Here is a 17,053-nt window from a genome sequence, read left to right as displayed (position 1 = left end):
GTTTTCTTCAAGCGAGGGATCGCGGCAGGTCCTCGGTCCAGCTGCGCTGGACCGAGGCATCGAATGAGTGCTCAGGCGCCGTCGGCGTCGATCACCGCCTTGGCAAAGGCCTGCGGCGCTTCCTGCGGCAGATTGTGGCCAATGCCACCGGTGATCAGGCGGAAGTCGTAGCGACCCTCGAACTTCTTGGCATAGGCGCTGGGATCGGGATGCGGCGCGCCGTTGGCGTCGCCCTCCATCGTAATCGTCGGGACCTTGATCACCGGAGCTTCCGCGAGCCTCTTTTCGAGATGGTCGAACTTCGGCTCGCCCTCGGCGAGCCCGAGCCGCCAGCGATAATTGTGGATCGTGATCGCGACGTGGTCCTTGTTGTCGAGCGCCGCCGCACTGCGGTTGAAGGTGGCGTCGTCGAACTTCCATTGCGGCGAGGCGAGCTTCCAGATCAGCTTGGCGAAGTCGTGCGTGTACTTCGCGTATCCGAGGCGGCCGCGCTCGGTCGCGAAATAGAACTGGTACCACCATTGCAGCTCGGCCGACGGCGGCAGCGGAGCATTGCCTGCGGCCTGGCTGGAGATCAGATAGCCGCTGACCGACACCAGCGCGCGGCAGCGATCCGGCCACAGCGCGGCGATGATGTCGGCGGTGCGCGCGCCCCAGTCGAAGCCGGCGATAACAGCCTTCTTGATGTCGAGCTTGTCCATCAGCTCGATGATGTCGACGGCCATCGCCGCCGGCTCGCCGTTGCGCGGCGTCTCGCTGGAGAGGAACTGCGTCGTACCATAGCCGCGCAGATAGGGGATGATCACGCGATAGCCGGCCTTTGCCAGGATCGGCGCGACATCGACGTAGGCGTGAATGTCGTACGGCCAGCCGTGCAGCAGGATCGCCACGGGCCCGTTCGATGGGCCGACCTCGGCATAGCCGACATTGAGGACGCCGGCATCGATCTGCTTGATCGGGCCGAAGGATGCATTCGATGCGGCGCCGCGCGTCGCTTCCGTTTCGGCGCGGGCAAGGTCGATCACGCCGAGACCGAGAGCGACGGTCCCTGCGGCGACGCCAAAGAACTTGCGGCGATGCTGGTCGATGAGCTGGTTCATGATGGGCTACCTCGTTGCTGGTTGGTTGGGGGTGATCAAATCAGTGCGACCGTGACGTCGATGTTGCCGCGCACGGCCTTGGAATAGGGGCAGGTCAGATGTGCCTCATCGATGATGGCGCGCGCGACCTCGAGATCGAGGCCCGGCAGGCTGACATTGAGGCGCGCCCGCAGGGAGTAAGTGTTGTCTTCGAGCAGAAGATCGATTTCCGCATCGATCGCGCTTTTTCGAGGAAGCACGATTTCCCGCTTGCGCGCCGCCTTCTCCATCGCGCCTTCGAAACACGCCGACCAGCCGGCCGCGAACAGTTGCTCGGGATTGGTGCCGATGCCCGCGCCGCCCGGCGGCGACAATTTGACATCGAGACGGCCGTCCGAGCTGCGCGATATGCCGTCGTGTCGTCCGCCGCTGGTGTGAGTGCTGGCCGTGTAGATCAGTTTTGCCGCTTGCGTCATGAAGGTCTCCTTGCCGTCAGGCAAATGACTAGCAGCCGCCTCGGCGGGACACCCGTTGGGAGTTGTGAGAACTTGTGAGGCTGGCCGGGAACCCAATGGCGAGACCTGCAAACGTAGCCGGATGGCGATGCGCTGCTGGCCTTGCCGGATCGACGACGGCTCGTTATCCGGTTCTCCAAATGAGCAAGAATTCGTGATGACTGAACCGGCTGCGCCCGCGGCATCGATATTGATATTCGGCCCCTTCACCGTGACGCCGCATGAAAGGCTCGTGATGCGCGACGGCGTCGCGCTGCCGATGGGCGCCAAGAGCTTCGATACGCTGATCGCGCTGATGTCGCGGCCGAACCAGGTCGTCAGCAAATGGGATTTGATGGCGCTGGTCTGGCCCGGCATGACGGTCGAGGAGACCAATCTGCGCTTTCACATCGCCGCGCTGCGCAAGGCCCTCGGCGACGGCAAGGACGGTGCACGCTACATCACCACGCTCTCCGGCCGCGGCTACTGCTTCGTGGCGCCGATCTCGCAAGCGGAGCCTTCGGCAAAGCCGGCTCCGGCAGCGCCGCGAACCGAACTTCCGCCGGTCAAGCTGCCGAACCGGCTGCAGCGAATGGTCGGGCGCGACGAGGAGGTCGCCGCCATTTCGGACAAGCTCATCACCATGCGCTTCGTCACGATTGCCGGCCCCGGCGGCGTCGGCAAGACGGCGGTCGCGGTGGCGATCGCTCACGACCTGCTCGAAACCTTCTCCGATGCCGCACACTTCGTCGATCTTGCGGCTCTGAGCGATCCCGAACTCGTGATCACGTCGATCCTGCTGATGCTGGGCCTGCCGGCCCAGGCCGACGATCCGCTGCCCGCGCTGCTCGCGCATATCAGGGACAAGCGGATGCTGCTGATCCTCGACAATTGCGAGCATGTCATCGCGGCTGTGGCACCGCTGGCGGCAGCGATCTTCCATGCGGCGCCGCATGTCCACATCCTCGCCACGAGCCGTGAAGCCCTGCGCGTCGAGGGCGAGCAGGTCTATCGGCTGGCACCGCTCGCCGTTCCGCCGGACAATGCCGCTCTGACGGCGACGGCCGCGCAGACTTATCCAGCACTTCAACTGTTCATCGAGCGCGCGACGGCCGGCGGCGCACACATCGCGCTCAACGACGGCAATGCCGCGATCATGGCCGGCATCTGCCGCAAGCTCGACGGCATGGCGCTGGCGATCGAGCTCGCGGCGGGCCGGGTCGAGGCCTACGGCCTGGAGCAGACGGCGGCACTGCTCGACGAACGCCTCAATCTGCTCTGGCAGGGCCAGCGCACCGCGCCGCCGCGGCAGAAGACCTTGCAGGCGACGCTGGACTGGAGCTACGGACTGCTGTCCGACGTCGAGCGCCTCGTGCTGCGCAGGCTCGCGGTCTTCGCCGGCCATTTCACCATCGACGCCGCGCTCGAGGTCGTGCCGGACCAGCGTGTCGACCGTGCCCGCCTGTTCGACGCCATCGACAGCCTCGTCGCCAAGTCGATGGTCGCGCCGCGCCCGATCGGCGCCATGATGCGTTACCGTCTGCTCGACACGACGCGCGCCTATCTGCTCGAGAACGAGCCCAGCGACGCGGCGCTCTCGGCCCGGCACGCGACCTATTACCGGCAATGGCTGGAGCAGGCCGGCACGACCTGGGCGACGGTGCCGAGCGCGGACGAACGGGCAATCCACTTCTCCGCGCTTCACAACGTGCGCGCCGCTCTGCACTGGTGCTTCGGCGCGGACGGCGATGCGGGCATCGGCATTGCGCTCACCGCCGCGGCAGCTCCCATCTTTCTGGCGATGTCGCTGCTGATCGAATGCCGGCGCTGGTCGGAACGGGCGCTGCTGGCGATCGCCCCGTCCGAGCACGGCAGCGCCGAGGAGATGCACATCCAGGCGGCGCTCGGATTGACGCTGATGTTCACGCGCGGCGGCAGCGAAGCGGCGCGTGACGCATTGAGCAGGGCGCTTGCGATCGCGCAGGCGCGTGGCGACGCGCCGAACCAGCTCCAGTTGCTCGGCCGCATGCATATTTTCCACGAGCGGATGGGACAGTTCGATGGCGCGCTCGGTTATGCCCGGCAGAGCCTCACCGTCGCCGAGACGCTCGGCGATGCCGCCTCGATCGCGCTCGCAAAATCACTGCTGGGCGTCTCCCTGCATCTGGCCGGCGAGCATCGCGACGCATTGACGATGCTGAAGGCTGCCTGGCAGGGGCCGGGCACGGAGCGGATCAGCACGGTGCACGGCTTCGACCATCGCAACCGGGCCGGCATCTCGCTTGCGCGCGAGCTCTGGCTGCAGGGCCGTCCCGCGGAGGCTCAGCAGCTCGCGCGACAAACGGTCACCGAGGCCGCGCAGATGGACCACCCGATCACGCTCTGCATCGCGCTGATCTGGGCGGTGTCGATCGATCTCTGGAGCGGCGACCTCGACGGCGCCGAATGCGACATTGGCCACTTCATCGCCCACGCCGAATCGCGCTCGATGGGCCCCTATCTCGCGGTCGGCCGCGGCGTCAAAGGCGAGCTGGCTATCGGGCGCGGCGACGCCGCCGCCGGCGTCGAGACGATACGCGCCTGCCTGCGCGAGCTGCACGAGGCCGGCTACGAGCTGCTCACCACGACGTTCAACATCGCGCTGGTTCAGGGCCTGCTGGCGCTCGGCCAGACCGGACAGGCGGCGCGCCTGATCGACGACGCGATCCGCCTCGTCGATCAAGGCGGCGATCATCTCTACATGCCGGAGCTGCTGCGGATGAGGGCCAGCGTACTGCTGTCGCTCCCTGAACCCGACAGAGGGGAAGCTGAAGCCAATCTCATGCAGTCGCTGGAGCTCAGCCGCGACAAGGGCGCGAAGGCCTGGGAGCTGCGGGCGACGATTGACCTTGCGCAGATCCTGGCCGAACGGGACCGCCGCGGGGACGCAAAGCTGTTGCTCCAGAGCGCCCTCGAAGGTTTCGTCGACGCCTCGGACATGGCGGATATCAGGATCGCCAACGAGCTGCTGCAGGCATTATAAATCCGACGCTGTACCGAATACCGTCATCCTGAAGCGCTCGCGAAGCGAGCCTCGAAGAATGACGGCTCCAGTATCACCCCGTCGGCGTGCCCTGCTTCCACTGGCCGCCGGCGATCCTCGCGGCGGCGATCACCGCTTGGGTACGGCTCTCGACGCCGAGCTTTTGCAGGATCGCCGAGACGTGCGCCTTGATGGTGGCTTCGGAGACGCCGAGCTCGTAGGCGATCTGCTTGTTGAGCAGCCCCTCGGACAGCATCATCAGGACCCGGACCTGCTGCGGCGTCAGCGTGACCAGGCGGTCGCGCAGGCGCGTCATGTCGGGATCGGCTGCGGCCGACAGGTCGGTGTCGGCGGGAACCCAGACGTCGCCTTCCATCACCTTGAGGATGGCGTCGCGCAGCGTTTCGACGCCGAAGCGCTTCGGGATGAAGCCGGAGGCGCCGAAATCGAGCGAGCGGCGGATCGTGGCGCTGTCGTCGGAGGCCGAGACGATCACCACCGGGATCGCCGGATATTGCGCGCGCAGATAGATCAGGCCGGAAAAGCCCGAGATCCCGGGCATCGACAGGTCGAGCAGGATCAGGTCGACGTCGGAGGTCTGTTCCAGAAGCTTGGTCAGATCCTCGAACGATCCTGCCTCATCGATCCTGGCCGAGGTCAGGACGCTCGCCACCGCCTGCCGTAGCGCGTCGCGGAACAGGGGATGATCATCGGCAATGACGAGATGGGTCGAGGGAGCGTTCATCGTTCTCTTGCTGTCGTTCGCAACCGCCGGGCGAGTCGATGCCGCGGCGGGTCAATTCTTCCCCGAGCGGCCGTGGCATGCAAGTGTACATTATCCCTTTGCTGGAAAGGGGTTAATCCGGAATTCTCCGCACTTGCGGTCCGGCATCTGCGACGGGACGTCAGGTGCGCGTCAGTGCGCAAGGCCGAAAGTCGTATTGGGGCAGGTTTCACGCCGATGTTACCTTGCGGGCAAGACCTGGGTTGGTCCGGCATGTCCGGACATCCGGGGCGCGAGGAAACGCATTTCGGGGAGCGACTCACTATGTCGACAATGGCTGTGTCTCAGGCTGGCGCAGGAGGGATGACGAAAGACGAACGTTTCGTCATTCTCGCCTCCTCGCTCGGTACCGTCTTCGAATGGTACGACTTCTATCTCTACGGTTCGCTGGCCGGCATCATCGGCGCGCAGTTCTTCTCGGCCTATCCGCCGGCAACCCGCGACATCTTCGCGCTGCTGGCATTCGCCGCGGGCTTCCTGGTACGTCCGTTCGGCGCCATCGTGTTCGGCCGTATCGGCGACATCGTCGGCCGCAAATACACCTTCCTCGTCACCATCCTGATCATGGGCCTGTCGACGTTCATCGTCGGCCTGCTGCCCAACGCGGCGACCATCGGCATCGCGGCCCCGATCATCCTGATCGCGCTGCGCCTCGCCCAGGGCCTGGCGCTCGGCGGTGAATATGGCGGCGCGGCGACCTACGTCGCTGAGCATGCTCCGAACGGCAAGCGCGGCTACTACACCTCCTTCATCCAGACGACGGCGACGCTCGGCCTGTTCCTGTCGCTGCTGGTGATCCTGTTCACCCGCACCGCGACCGGCGAAGCCGACTTCGCGGCCTGGGGCTGGCGCATTCCGTTCCTGGTCTCGGTGCTGCTGCTCGGCATCTCGGTCTGGATCCGTCTCCGCCTCAACGAATCGCCGATCTTCCAGAAGATGAAGGACGAGGGGAAGAGCTCGAAGGCGCCGCTCACGGAAGCCTTCGGCAACTGGCAGAACGGCAAGCTCGTGCTGCTCGCCCTGCTCGGCGGCGTGATGGGCCAGGGCGTGGTCTGGTACACCGGCCAGTTCTACGCGCTGTTCTTCCTGCAATCGATCCTCAAGGTCGACGGCTACACCGCCAACCTGCTGATCGCCTGGTCGCTGCTGCTCGGCACCGGCTTCTTCATCGTGTTCGGCGTGCTGTCCGACAAGATCGGCCGCAAGCCGATCATCCTCGGCGGCTGCTTGATCGCGGCGCTGACCTTCTTCCCGATCTTCAAGATGATCACCACCAACGCCAACCCGGCGCTGGAAAAGGCGATCGAGACGGTCAAGGTCGACGTGGTGGCGGATCCCGCAGCTTGCGGTGACCTGTTCAACCCGGTCGGCACCCGCGTCTTCAGCGCGCCCTGCGACACCGCGCGTGCCTACCTGTCGCAGTCGTCGGTCAAGTACTCGACCTCGCCTGGCCCCGCCGGCTCCGGCGTGAAGGTTGTGGTCAACGGCAAGGACGTTGCCTACGCCAACGCCAAGGACGGCAACCCCGCACTGCTCGCCGCAGTGCAGGCAGCCGGCTATCCGAAGCCGGGTGACGCGGGCATCGTGAAGATGTCGAACCCGTTCGACATCTTCCGTCCGCAGGTGGCCGCGACCATCGGCTTGCTGTTCATCCTGGTGGTGTTCGTCACCATGGTGTACGGCCCGATCGCCGCGATGCTGGTCGAACTGTTCCCGACCCGCATCCGCTACACCTCGATGTCGCTGCCCTACCACATCGGCAACGGCTGGTTCGGCGGCCTGCTGCCCGCGACCGCCTTCGCCATCGTGGCCTCCACGGGCGATATCTATGCCGGTCTCTGGTATCCGGTCATCTTCGCCTCCATCACGGTCGTGATCGGCTTCCTGTTCCTGCCCGAGACCAAGGACGTCGACATCAAGGCGACCTGATCGAAGCAGCGATCAACCAACACCAACCGGCCGCGGTCTCCGCGGCCGGTTTTGTTTTGGGCCCGAGCTTCGCGCGAGAGCGCTCTAGCGATTGCCGCCGATGAATTGCAGCACGACCTCGCGGCGATGCGGGCGGGTCCGGTGCTCGATCAGATAGATCGCCTGCCAGGTGCCGAGCGCGAGCTTCCCGTCCAGGACTGGCACGTGGAGCGAGGTCCCCGTCAGCATGGTCTTGACGTGCGCCGGCATGTCGTCCGGCCCTTCGGTGTCGTGAGTCCAGCCTGCATCTTCATCGTCCGGCGCGAACCGCGCCAGCGCCGTGGTGAGGTCGACGAGCACGGAAGGATCGGCATTCTCCTGGATCGTCAGCGACGCCGAGGTGTGACGGATGAACAGCGTCAGCGCGCCGTCGCGCGCGCGGACTTCGGCGACGAACTTCGCGGCCTCGCTGGTGAGATCGATGAAGCCGCAGCCCGGCGTCTGCACGGTCAGCAGCGACGATGAGATGGTGGTGGCCTGCACCGAGCTCGGCGTCGAGCGGGTGATGGATTTGGTGGATGTCATGAACGTCTCTCAACTCGGAAAGCCGCCGTAGGGCGGGCAAAGCGAAGCGTGCCCACCAATCCGCGCGACGATATCAAGATCGTGGGCATGGCGCGTTGCGCCTTTGCCCACCCTACGGCAGCTCGTCGCGCGTCAAATCTTCCCCGACACGTCCTTTTGCACGCGGTTGGCCATGTCGATCAGCCGGCGCCAGGCCTTTTCCAGGAACGACATCACGCGGTCGACGTCCTGATCGCTCGGCAACGGAATCTCGATCTTGCGGTCGCCCTCGGCAACCTTCGGCTCGGTCTTCTTCAGCGGATCGGATTTCGGCAGCGCCTCGTCGATCTTGCCCGAGACCGTCGGCCCGGCCGCGAGCTGTCCCTTCAGCTTCTCGACTTCGGCCTGGAGCCGGCCGATCTCGGCATCGAACGCGGCACGCTCGTCGGGCACCGCGTAGCAGGCCCAGCCGGACCCGTTCCGGGTGCAGGTCGACATCGTGCCGGTGCGGGTGTCGAGCCGCAGCACCCCCTCCGGGATCGGTGTCATGGTGTAGCGGCCGTTTTCGCTGTCGGGCGCCGATTGGGCGGCCAAGAGGCTGCCGCTGACGGTCATCACTACGGCGAACGACGCCGCCGCAAGCCATGATGCTGTGGATGACGTCACTGGTCTCATCGCACTCTCCGCCACGACGCCAAACGTGGCACATCCGCAATTCTACACCCGGGCGAGGCGATCCGCCGCCAAAAACACCCGCCCGGAATCAACGATGCCGGGCGGGTGTTTGATCCCTGCAGCGCGGCGAAATGGCGGCCGCGTCCACCGATCCGCAAGAGAGCTGCTGCGGTGCGGCGTCACGCTGTGTGCAGCGCTGCCGTGCGCGCCAATATCGTCAAACAAATCAGCTACATAGAAGAAAGCGACGCAATCGTGACTTGGCTTGACTTGATTATAGGCCATCAGTATGGTCCGCGCGGCTTTTGAGGGTGGCGGGCGTAATTTCCATTCAGCCGCGGCGTTTCGGGTCTTCGTTGCATGACACAGGGCACGGGACACGGCGAGAATGGAGATCGCGATAGATCGCCCGAGGAAGCTGCGCTTTCCGAACGGCTCGGAAATCTCGATCAGCGGTTGTCGGAAATTCGCGACCGCCGGATCAAGACCGAGCAACCCGCAGGTGACGGTGGAGACGGAGCGGCCAGAGCCTCGGCGATGGCGCTTGGTTTTCGGTTATCCTCCGAGTTGGTCGCCGGTGTCGCTGTCGGAGCGGGGATTGGCTGGGGGTTCGACCGCTTGCTGTCGACGTCGCCTTTCGGATTTATCGTGTTCCTGCTGCTGGGCTTCGTGGCCGGCGTGGTGAACGTGGTGAGATCGGCGGGCGCGGGTCAGAACAGGCGCGGTGGTTCGTAAGGCGATCCGCACGGAGAGGAATGATCGTGCCGGCATCGCCGGTACGGGCCGGCCCGGCCGGCAGACCGAGACCCGCCGGCATCGCCCGGCAGACCAAGAGATGCCGCGCTGATGAAAATCGACCCGATCCACCAGTTCAACATCGAGCCTCTCTTCACCCTGGGCCATATCGGCAATCACACGATCGCCTTCACCAATTCGTCGCTCTACATGCTGGTGGCGGTGGCGATCATCACGCTGCTGATGCTCGCCAGCGGCTCGCAACTGGTTCCCGGGCGTCTGCAGTCGGTCGCCGAAATCTCCTACGAATTCGTGGCCTCGACCATCCGTTCGACGGCCGGCGCGGAAGGCATGAAGTTCTTCCCGCTGATCTTCTCGCTGTTCATGTTCATCTGCGTCTCGAACCTGGTCGGCATCATCCCCTACACCTTCACGGTCTCGAGCCACCTGATCGTCACCGTCGGACTGGCGCTGCTGGTCTTCTTCACCGTGCTGATCTACGGCGTCGCCAAGAACGGCCTGAAATTCTTCTCGATTTTCGTTCCGCACGGCGTCCCGGGCTACATCCTGCCGCTGGTCATGTTCATCGAGATCCTGTCGTTCTTCCTGCGGCCGGTCTCGCACAGCATTCGTCTGTTCGCCAATATGCTGGCCGGCCACATCGCGCTGAAGGTGTTCGCTGGCTTCGTCGCCATGCTGGGCTTCTCGCTCGGCGCCGTCGGCTGGGTCGGCGGCGTGCTGCCGCTGGCGCTCACTGTCGCGCTGTACGCGCTCGAGATTCTGGTCGCGTTCCTGCAAGCCTATGTGTTTGCGATCCTGACCTGCATCTACCTCAACGACGCCATTCATCCGGGACACTGAGCGGTCCGGGGAATTTCCACCCACAACCCAATCTTTCTTCCAAGGAGTCTAAAATGGATCCGGCAGCAGCAAAACTTATCGGCGCGGGCATCGCATGCATCGGCATGGGCGGCGCGGGCGTCGGCGTGGGCGTGATCTTCGGCAACTACCTCGCCGCAGCCGTCCGCAACCCCTCGGCCGCTCAGGGCCAGTTCGGCAACCTGATCTTCGGCTTCGCCGTGACCGAAGCGCTCGGCATTTTCTCGCTGCTGATCGCGCTGCTTCTGCTGTTCGTTTTCTAAGAACGACTTCTTTCGCGCCGCTTCATCCGAAGCGGCGCGTGACAGCAACGGGAGTACTCCATGGCTGAGAGTCATGGCGGCGCAAAAGGTCCGGCGGCGGGCGCTCACACTGAGGCTGACGGTGGTCACCACAGTGGCGGGTTTCCGCCGTTCGAGAGCAGCACCTTCGCTTCACAGCTGGTGTCGCTCGCGATCTTCTTCGTCCTGCTTTACGTGATCGTGTCCAAGTTCGCTCTGCCGAAGGTCGGCGGTGCGATCGAAGCGCGTCAGAACAAGATCGAGGGTGACCTCGCCGAAGCGCAGCAGCTGAAGGACCAGTCCGAGGCTGCGCTGAAGGCCTATGAAGGCGAGCTTGCTTCGGCCCGCTCGCGGGCACAGGCGATCGGCAACGAATCCCGCGACAAGGCGAATGCGCAGGCGGAAGCCGAGCGCAAGGCCCTGGAAGAGCAGTTGGCGGCCAAGCTCGCCGGGGCGGAAAAGACCATCGCCTCGACCCGCGCCACCGCCATGAGCAACGTCCGCGGCATCGCGGCCGATGCGGCAGGCCAGATCGTGCAGCAGCTCACCGGCGTCGTTCCGGATGCAGCCTCGGTCAATGCTGCCGTTGACGCGTCCTTGAAGGGTTAGTCGATATGTTCTTCGATCCTGAGACCTGGGTCGCCGTCGCCTTCGTGATCCTGATGGTCGTGTTCGGCTATGTCGGGGTGTTCAAGTCGGCGATGACCGCGCTCGATCATCGCGCCGATCGCATCAAGGCCGAGCTCGCCGACGCGACGCGCCTCAAGGAAGAAGCGGCCAAGGTGCTCGCGGACTACAAGGCACGCAGCGCCACCGCCGAGCGCGAGGCCGCCGACATCATCTCCAACGCCAAGGCCGAAGCCGAGCGCATCGCTGCCGACGCCAAGGCGAAGATGGAAGACTTCGTCGCCCGCCGCACCAAGACCGCGGAGAGCAAGATCGCGCTCGCCGAGGCCCAGGCGCTGGCCGATGTCCGCGCCGCAGCCGCGGAAGCCGCCGTCCAGGCCGCTTCCACGATCCTGTCGCAGTCGGTCAAGGGCCAGGTCGCCGACGACCTGCTCGCCAAGGGCATCAACGAAGTCCGGCAGAAGCTGAACTGAGGGTTTCGCCTTCACCAATCAAAAAGCCGGCGCGATGAGCGCCGGCTTTTTTGTTGGGCGGAGTGGTCTCGTGTCCCGGACGCGACGCGGCATGAAATGACGCGGCGCAGAGCCGGGACCCATGCATCCACAGGTCCTGGGCCCCGGCTCTGCGTCGCACCGCTGCGCCGCGTCCGGGGCACGAGCCCCCCTTGCCGAGACCCCTTCCCCTACTTCTTCTTCCCCCGTGCCTTCGGCTCGGGCGTGAGCGCCTGCGGGTCGAAGCCGACATAGAAGATGTAGGAATCGGCGACCGCGGCCGACGGCACCGGATAGGACAGATCCTCGGCGACGAAGGTGAAGGGCACGCTGCCGCCCTCCGACATCTCGACCGTGGTCCGGTAGGCCTTCGAGGCGATCACCTTCTCGCCGACGCCGCCGTGCACCACGGCGACGCGCAGGGGGACATCGACCGTGGCTGGCGCACCGGCAGGACCGGCGATGACGCGGCCCTGGATGCCGATCCGGGCCGTGATGCCGGCGCTGCTGCGGGAACATTCGCGCGCCATCTTGGTGATGGTGGCCTGGTAGCGGATCTCATTGCCGGTGGCAGGCTTGCCGCCGGCGCCGACCGCGTAGGTCGAGGCGCCCGCGCGCACCGTGACCTGCGGGCAATCGACGTCGTCTTCAGCCGGCTGGCCGGGTGCCGGCGCCGGCTTGGACTCGGCCGGCTCGTCGGACTTGCCGCCGAACAGGTTCTTGAAGCGGTCGGTTAGCGACTGGGCCGCCACGGGCGAGACCGAGGCGAGCGCAACCGACGACGCCAGCGCGACCGCCATGACCCGCAGCAAATTGGTCCGCGATGACCGAAGCACCTTCACCATCGACGCCCATACTCCATGACAATGTTCCGGCCGACCGGTCGGCCCCAGCGCGTTATATCGCCAAAATCGGCGAACCCAAGGCAGCAAAAAGGGTATTCGGGCCGCACGCCCCGGCGGCTCAGCCGCGGAAATCCTCGTGCAGGAGGCCGAACAGCAGGTGGTCCTGCCAGACCCCGTTGATGCAGAGATAGCGGCGTGCGAGGCCCTCGCGGGAGAAGCCGCACTTCTCCAGCACCCGGATCGAGGGCGCGTTGGTGGGGATGCAGGCGGCCTCCACGCGGTGCAGGTTGAGCTCGCCGAACAGCGTCGGCAGCAGCACCCGCAGCGCGGCCGTCATGTAGCCGCGATGGGCATGGGGCTGGCCGACCCAATAGCCGATGGTGCCGGCCTGGACGATGCCGCGGCGAACGTTGGCCAGCGTGATGCCGCCGACCATGGCGCCGTCGAGCTCACGGAAGATCAGGAAGGGATAGGAGCGGTCCGCGGCGATGTCCTCGGAATAGCGGCGCAGGCGGCGGCGGAAGCCGGAGCGGGTCAGGTCGTCCGAGGGCCAGATGGGCTCCCAGGGCGTAAGATAGTCGCGGCTGGTCTCGCGCAGATGGGCCCATTGCAGGAAGTCGGACATCTGCGGCGCGCGAAGGACCAAGCCATTGCCGCGCGGCGCGAGGGCGGCGGGTCCACTGGATGGCAGGCGAAAGAGGGCCATGGTGATGCTTCCCGGGGCGAGGCGGCCCGCGCGCGGCTCCTAATGCAGCCGCGCCTTGGCGCGTGCCCGGGTCAATCCTTCCGCAAAAGACACCGCCGTGTCCAGACCCCTGCCGCTGCCCAATGCAACGACTGCAGGGCGGCTGCGCGAAAGCAGTGCACGCGCGGCGTCCCGGGTCGATTCGACGCTGACGGCGTCGATCCGGGCCACCAGCTCCTGCACCGTCTGCGGCCGGCCATAGGCCAGCACGTGGCGGGCGAGCTGCTCGGCCCGCGACGAGCAACTCTCCAGCGCCATCAGCAGGCCGGCCTTCATCTGCGCCTTGGCGCGCGCGATCTCGGCCTCGGTCAGGGTCTCGACCGAATCATTCATGATGTCGACCACGACCTCCATCATCTCCGGCGCATCGGCCGGATCGGTGCCGGTGTAGAGGCCGAAGAAGCCGGTATCGGTATAGGGCGCGTGGAACGAGTAGATGGAATAGCAGAGGCCGCGCTTCTCGCGGACCTCCTGGAAGAGCCGCGACGACATTCCGCCGCCGAGGATGTTGGTGAAGACCTGGAGCGAGAACAGCGACAGATCGTTCTGCGGCACGCCTTCGAGCGCCAGCGTCAGATGCGCCTGCTCGAGCTCGCGGTGCACCACCTTGGCGCCGCCCTTGCCGAACTGGGCGGCCTGCGGCTTCGGGCCCGGCGTCCCCTCGAAGCTCGCAAAGCGCTTCTCGACCTCGGCAACGACTTGCGCGTGGTCGACCGCGCCGGCGGCCGCCACCACCATGTCGGGGCCGCGATAATGCGTCGACAAATAGCCGCGCAGCATGTCGCGGTTGAAGGCGCGCAGGGTCTTTGCCGTGCCGAGCAGCGAGCGGCCCATCGGCTGGTCGGGATAGCAGAGCTCGTTGAGATGCTCGAACACGACGTCGTCGGGCGTGTCCTGCGCGGCTCCGATCTCCTGCACGATGACGTTCTTCTCGCGCTCCAGCTCGTCCGGCTCGAAGGCGGGATTGGCGAGGATGTCGGCGAGCACGTCGAGCGCGAGCGGCACATCGGCCTTCAGCACGCGGGCATAATACGAGGTGGTCTCGGTCGAGGTGCCGGCATTGAGGTCGCCGCCGACCGCCTCGATCTCCTCGACGATCTCGCGCGAGGTGCGCTTCGTCGTGCCCTTGAACGCCATGTGCTCGAGCAGATGCGAGATGCCGTGCTCGTTCGGCTTCTCGTCGCGTCCGCCGACGCCGGCCCAGACGCCGAGCGCGGCAGTCTCGAGGTGAGGCATCTTGTCGGTGACGACGGTCAGGCCGGATGCAAGCTTGGAGATCTCGACGCTCATCCGGCAACTCCCTGTTTTGCGGCGCGGCTGACCGACAGCACGAACCGCTCGACCTCGGCCTGGTCGTTCTTCATCACCTTCATGTGTTCGGATTTGGTCATGAGCCCATCGAGCCAAGCCGGCAATTGCGGCCGCTGGCCGCAGGCCGCTTCGACCGCGTCCGGGAATTTGGCCGGATGGGCGGTGGAGAGCACGATGCTCGGAACCGTGGTGTCGGTGGTGTCGCGGTCGGCGACGGCGAGCGCCACCGCGGTATGGGGATCGACCAGTTCGCCCGCCTCGCGCCAGGCGGCGCGGATGGCGGCGGCGGTCTCGGTCTCGTCGGCGCGGCCGGCGTCGAACTCCTCGCGGATCGCGGCAAGCGTCGCATCGGGCAGCACGAAACGGCCGGACTGCTTCAGCGAATCCATCAGACGGCGCACGCCGGCTGCATCGCGCTTGCCGGCCTCGAACATCAGCCGCTCGAAATTCGAGGAGATCTGGATGTCCATCGAGGGCGAGGCGGTCGCGTGCACCTCGCGCACCTCGTAGATGCCGGTCTTCAGCGTGCGCGCCAGGATGTCGTTGACGTTGGCGGCGATGCGCAGGGTGCGGACGGGAAGGCCCATGCGCTTGGCGACGTAGCCCGCGAAGATGTCGCCGAAATTGCCGGTCGGCACCACGAAGTCCACCGCGCGCGCCGGCGCGCCGACGGCGACGGCGGAGGTGAAGTAGTAGACCACCTGGGCAACGATGCGCGCCCAGTTGATGGAATTGACGCCGGAGAGCGAGGTCGCATCGCGGAAGCGATGGTTGTTGAACATGCCCTTCACGAGCGCCTGGCAGTCGTCGAAATTGCCCTCGACGGCGAGGGCATGGACATTGGCTGCGCCCGTCGTCGTCATCATCCGCCGCTGCACCTCGGAGATGCGGCCGTGCGGAAACAGCACGATGAGGTCCACGTTCTCCAGGCCTGCGAACGCCTCCACCGCGGCGCCGCCGGTGTCGCCTGACGTCGCGACCACGATGGTGGTGCGCTGGCCGCGCTTGGCGAGCACGTGGTCCATCAGCCGCGAGATGAGCTGCATCGCCACGTCCTTGAAGGCGAGCGTCGGACCGTGGAATAGCTCCAGCACGAACTGGTGCGGCGACATCTGGCGCAGCGGCACCACGGCGGGATGGCGGAAGGTGGCATAGGCCTCGTTCGCCATGCGGCCGAGCTCGGCATCGGAGATCTCGCCGCCGGCGAAGGGACGGATCACGTCGACGGCGACCTCCCAATAGGGACGGCCGAAGAAGCCGGCGATGGTCTCGGCGCTGAGCTGTGGCCACGTCGCCGGCACATACAGGCCGCCGTCACGGGCCAGCCCGGTCAACATCACGTCGCAGAAGCCGAGTTCGGGGGCCTCCCCCCGGGTCGAGATATAACGAGTCAAACTGCCCTCCAAAGGCCGACCGAGCCTGAGCCAGATCCGTAAGCCTTTGATTTTACGAAAATACTTGTCAACAGCCAGAGGCTTCGCGCCACCATAAAGTGTTTTGCGGCATCGGGAAACCGCTTCCCGCCGGGCCCTTTCCAACGAAAAAGGGCTGCGGCGATGCCGCAGCCCTCTCTTGGAAGGTCTGTCGTTGATATGTGCAGACCGGTTTGCTCGTCCGGGACACCCGCCCGTTAAAACTGTCGGTGCAAGCTTTCGACGCCTGTCACGAAATCGTCAAGGCCAAAACCGCTGGACCCGACGAATGTTCCTGCTTTTCCCGGCAGCCTACGAATGACACTCGCAGCTGCGAGCCTGTTGCGCAGGCGCATTGCCGTTTTTTCCCGAATTGAAGAGCAAGGCAGGAACGAACATCGCCCTCGCCCATTGTGTCGCCGGATGGCGTCGGCCGCCGGCGACGCATTGCCCGGCTGGCGGAGGTGCCATCCGTCGACCGAACCGCTGCATCCTGGAGCAGCCGGTTCGGTCGCTGGGGCAGGTCAGCCGATTCCGATTTCCACCGCGATCCGGATCAGGTCGGAATGGTTCTTGGCGCCAAGCTTCTGCTTGAGCAGGGAGGTGGTGTTGGCGACGGTCTTGTAGGAGATGCCGAGCGCCTCGGCGACCTCGACGATCTTGTCGCCGCGCCCGAGCAGACGAAGGATTTCCAGCTCCCGCGGCGTCATCTGCGAGGCCGGATTGGCCTTGATCGCAGCGCCTGAGAACGTCACGGCTTCGGCAAGCTGCGGCGAGATGAAGTTGTCGCCCGCGACCACCTTGCGAACCGCTTTCAGGAGGATCCGGGGATCGTCGCCCTTGGAGACATAGCCCTGCGCGCCAAGCTCGACGGCCCGCACCACAAAGGCGGGATCGTCATTCATGCTGAACATGATGATCTTGGCGTCGGGGTCGTCCTTGCGTATGCGTCGCATCAGCTCGAAACCGGAGACATCGGGCAGGCTGATGTCGATCACGGTGACATCCGGCCGCTTGCTGACATAGGCACGGTGCCCGGATTTGGCGTCTGTCGCCTCCTCGATCCGGATCGTATTGTCCGAGGCAAACAGGGTGCGACAGCCGGACAGCACAACGGGGTGGTCGTCGACAATGAGAATTCTGGTCGCCGGTTTGGCGGTATCTTGCATCGCGCGCTCTCTTGTTTTCCGACTCATAGACC

The 17,053-nt window shown here is 65.6% G+C and carries 18 protein-coding genes; 7 read left to right on the top strand and 11 right to left on the bottom strand.

From position 1 onward, the window contains the following. Nucleotides 1-71: 71 nt before the first annotated feature. Together A7X65_RS16675 and A7X65_RS16670 are read right to left on the bottom strand one after the other, a co-directional pair. Nucleotides 72-1,100: an alpha/beta fold hydrolase gene (locus A7X65_RS16675; RefSeq protein WP_063686553.1), complete on the bottom strand. Its 1,029-nt coding sequence runs from the start codon at nucleotides 1,098-1,100 to the stop codon at nucleotides 72-74. 35 nt (nucleotides 1,101-1,135) lie between these two features. Then, nucleotides 1,136-1,555, bottom strand: coding sequence for an organic hydroperoxide resistance protein (locus A7X65_RS16670; RefSeq protein ID WP_063687739.1), 420 nt, complete (start codon nucleotides 1,553-1,555; stop codon nucleotides 1,136-1,138). A 196-nt stretch (nucleotides 1,556-1,751) separates the two neighbouring features. Between A7X65_RS16670 and A7X65_RS16665 the strand changes: the two genes are divergently transcribed. Beyond that, nucleotides 1,752-4,595, top strand: coding sequence for an ATP-binding protein (locus A7X65_RS16665; RefSeq protein WP_063686551.1), 2,844 nt, complete (start codon nucleotides 1,752-1,754; stop codon nucleotides 4,593-4,595). A 73-nt stretch (nucleotides 4,596-4,668) separates the two neighbouring features. Here the strand turns inward: A7X65_RS16665 and A7X65_RS16660 are convergent, their stop codons facing one another. Then, complete coding sequence (locus tag A7X65_RS16660; protein ID WP_063686549.1) at nucleotides 4,669-5,340, bottom strand: response regulator; 672 nt, start codon at nucleotides 5,338-5,340, stop codon at nucleotides 4,669-4,671. Between the two features lie 342 nt (nucleotides 5,341-5,682). Here A7X65_RS16660 and A7X65_RS16655 point away from each other — a divergent pair, with 342 nt between their 5' ends. Then, nucleotides 5,683-7,308, top strand: coding sequence for an MFS transporter (locus tag A7X65_RS16655; protein ID WP_186467154.1), 1,626 nt, complete (start codon nucleotides 5,683-5,685; stop codon nucleotides 7,306-7,308). Between the two features lie 84 nt (nucleotides 7,309-7,392). Here A7X65_RS16655 and A7X65_RS16650 read toward each other — a convergent pair whose 3' ends face one another. The 3 genes from A7X65_RS16650 to A7X65_RS42635 all read right to left on the bottom strand — a co-directional run bounded on the left by A7X65_RS16650 (nucleotide 7,393) and on the right by A7X65_RS42635 (nucleotide 8,811). Beyond that, nucleotides 7,393-7,872 carry a secondary thiamine-phosphate synthase enzyme YjbQ gene (locus A7X65_RS16650; protein WP_063686545.1) on the bottom strand — a complete coding sequence of 160 codons (480 nt, stop codon included), beginning with the start codon at nucleotides 7,870-7,872 and terminating at the stop codon, nucleotides 7,393-7,395. A 132-nt stretch (nucleotides 7,873-8,004) separates the two neighbouring features. Next, nucleotides 8,005-8,526 (bottom strand): hypothetical protein, encoded by a 522-nt coding sequence (locus A7X65_RS16645; RefSeq protein WP_063686543.1) that lies wholly within the window; start codon nucleotides 8,524-8,526, stop codon nucleotides 8,005-8,007. Between the two features lie 42 nt (nucleotides 8,527-8,568). Beyond that, nucleotides 8,569-8,811 carry a hypothetical protein gene (locus tag A7X65_RS42635; RefSeq protein WP_167358253.1) on the bottom strand — a complete coding sequence of 81 codons (243 nt, stop codon included), beginning with the start codon at nucleotides 8,809-8,811 and terminating at the stop codon, nucleotides 8,569-8,571. 75 nt (nucleotides 8,812-8,886) lie between these two features. Between A7X65_RS42635 and A7X65_RS16640 the strand changes: the two genes are divergently transcribed. The 5 genes from A7X65_RS16640 (at nucleotide 8,887) to A7X65_RS16620 (ending at nucleotide 11,521) form a co-directional block, all read left to right on the top strand. Further along, complete coding sequence (locus tag A7X65_RS16640) at nucleotides 8,887-9,261, top strand: AtpZ/AtpI family protein (RefSeq protein WP_063686541.1); 375 nt, start codon at nucleotides 8,887-8,889, stop codon at nucleotides 9,259-9,261. A 111-nt stretch (nucleotides 9,262-9,372) separates the two neighbouring features. Further along, a complete protein-coding gene (locus A7X65_RS16635; protein WP_063686539.1) occupies nucleotides 9,373-10,122 on the top strand; it encodes a F0F1 ATP synthase subunit A in 750 nt (249 codons plus the stop codon). Between the two features lie 53 nt (nucleotides 10,123-10,175). Continuing rightward, nucleotides 10,176-10,403: a F0F1 ATP synthase subunit C gene (locus tag A7X65_RS16630; RefSeq protein ID WP_018643436.1), complete on the top strand. Its 228-nt coding sequence runs from the start codon at nucleotides 10,176-10,178 to the stop codon at nucleotides 10,401-10,403. A gap of 60 nt (nucleotides 10,404-10,463) precedes the next feature. After that, the gene (locus A7X65_RS16625; RefSeq protein WP_063686537.1) at nucleotides 10,464-11,030 is read left to right on the top strand and encodes a F0F1 ATP synthase subunit B family protein; all 567 of its coding nucleotides are present in this window, start codon (nucleotides 10,464-10,466) and stop codon (nucleotides 11,028-11,030) included. A gap of 5 nt (nucleotides 11,031-11,035) precedes the next feature. After that, nucleotides 11,036-11,521, top strand: coding sequence for a F0F1 ATP synthase subunit B family protein (locus A7X65_RS16620; protein WP_063686536.1), 486 nt, complete (start codon nucleotides 11,036-11,038; stop codon nucleotides 11,519-11,521). A gap of 209 nt (nucleotides 11,522-11,730) precedes the next feature. On the opposite strand, the gene A7X65_RS16615 is transcribed toward A7X65_RS16620, so the two are convergent. From A7X65_RS16615 to A7X65_RS16595, 5 genes are all read right to left on the bottom strand, one after another. After that, nucleotides 11,731-12,384, bottom strand: a complete 654-nt coding sequence (locus A7X65_RS16615; RefSeq protein WP_063686534.1) for a hypothetical protein — start codon at nucleotides 12,382-12,384, stop codon at nucleotides 11,731-11,733. Nucleotides 12,385-12,502: 118 nt separating this feature from the next. Beyond that, nucleotides 12,503-13,090, bottom strand: a complete 588-nt coding sequence (locus A7X65_RS16610) for a GNAT family N-acetyltransferase (RefSeq protein ID WP_063686532.1) — start codon at nucleotides 13,088-13,090, stop codon at nucleotides 12,503-12,505. Between the two features lie 39 nt (nucleotides 13,091-13,129). Then, nucleotides 13,130-14,419, bottom strand: coding sequence for a M16 family metallopeptidase (locus tag A7X65_RS16605; RefSeq protein WP_063686530.1), 1,290 nt, complete (start codon nucleotides 14,417-14,419; stop codon nucleotides 13,130-13,132). Next, nucleotides 14,416-15,834: a threonine synthase gene (thrC, locus tag A7X65_RS16600; protein ID WP_063686528.1), complete on the bottom strand. Its 1,419-nt coding sequence runs from the start codon at nucleotides 15,832-15,834 to the stop codon at nucleotides 14,416-14,418. The genes A7X65_RS16605 and thrC overlap by 4 nt, the downstream gene beginning before the upstream one ends. A gap of 542 nt (nucleotides 15,835-16,376) precedes the next feature. Then, entirely contained in the window at nucleotides 16,377-17,021 is a 645-nt protein-coding gene (locus A7X65_RS16595) for a response regulator transcription factor (RefSeq protein WP_063686526.1), read from the bottom strand. Nucleotides 17,022-17,053: the final 32 nt, after the last annotated feature.

Source organism: Bradyrhizobium stylosanthis (assembly GCF_001641335.1).
GTDB lineage: Bacteria > Pseudomonadota > Alphaproteobacteria > Rhizobiales > Xanthobacteraceae > Bradyrhizobium > Bradyrhizobium stylosanthis.
This window is presented reverse-complemented; position numbering and strand designations above follow the sequence as displayed.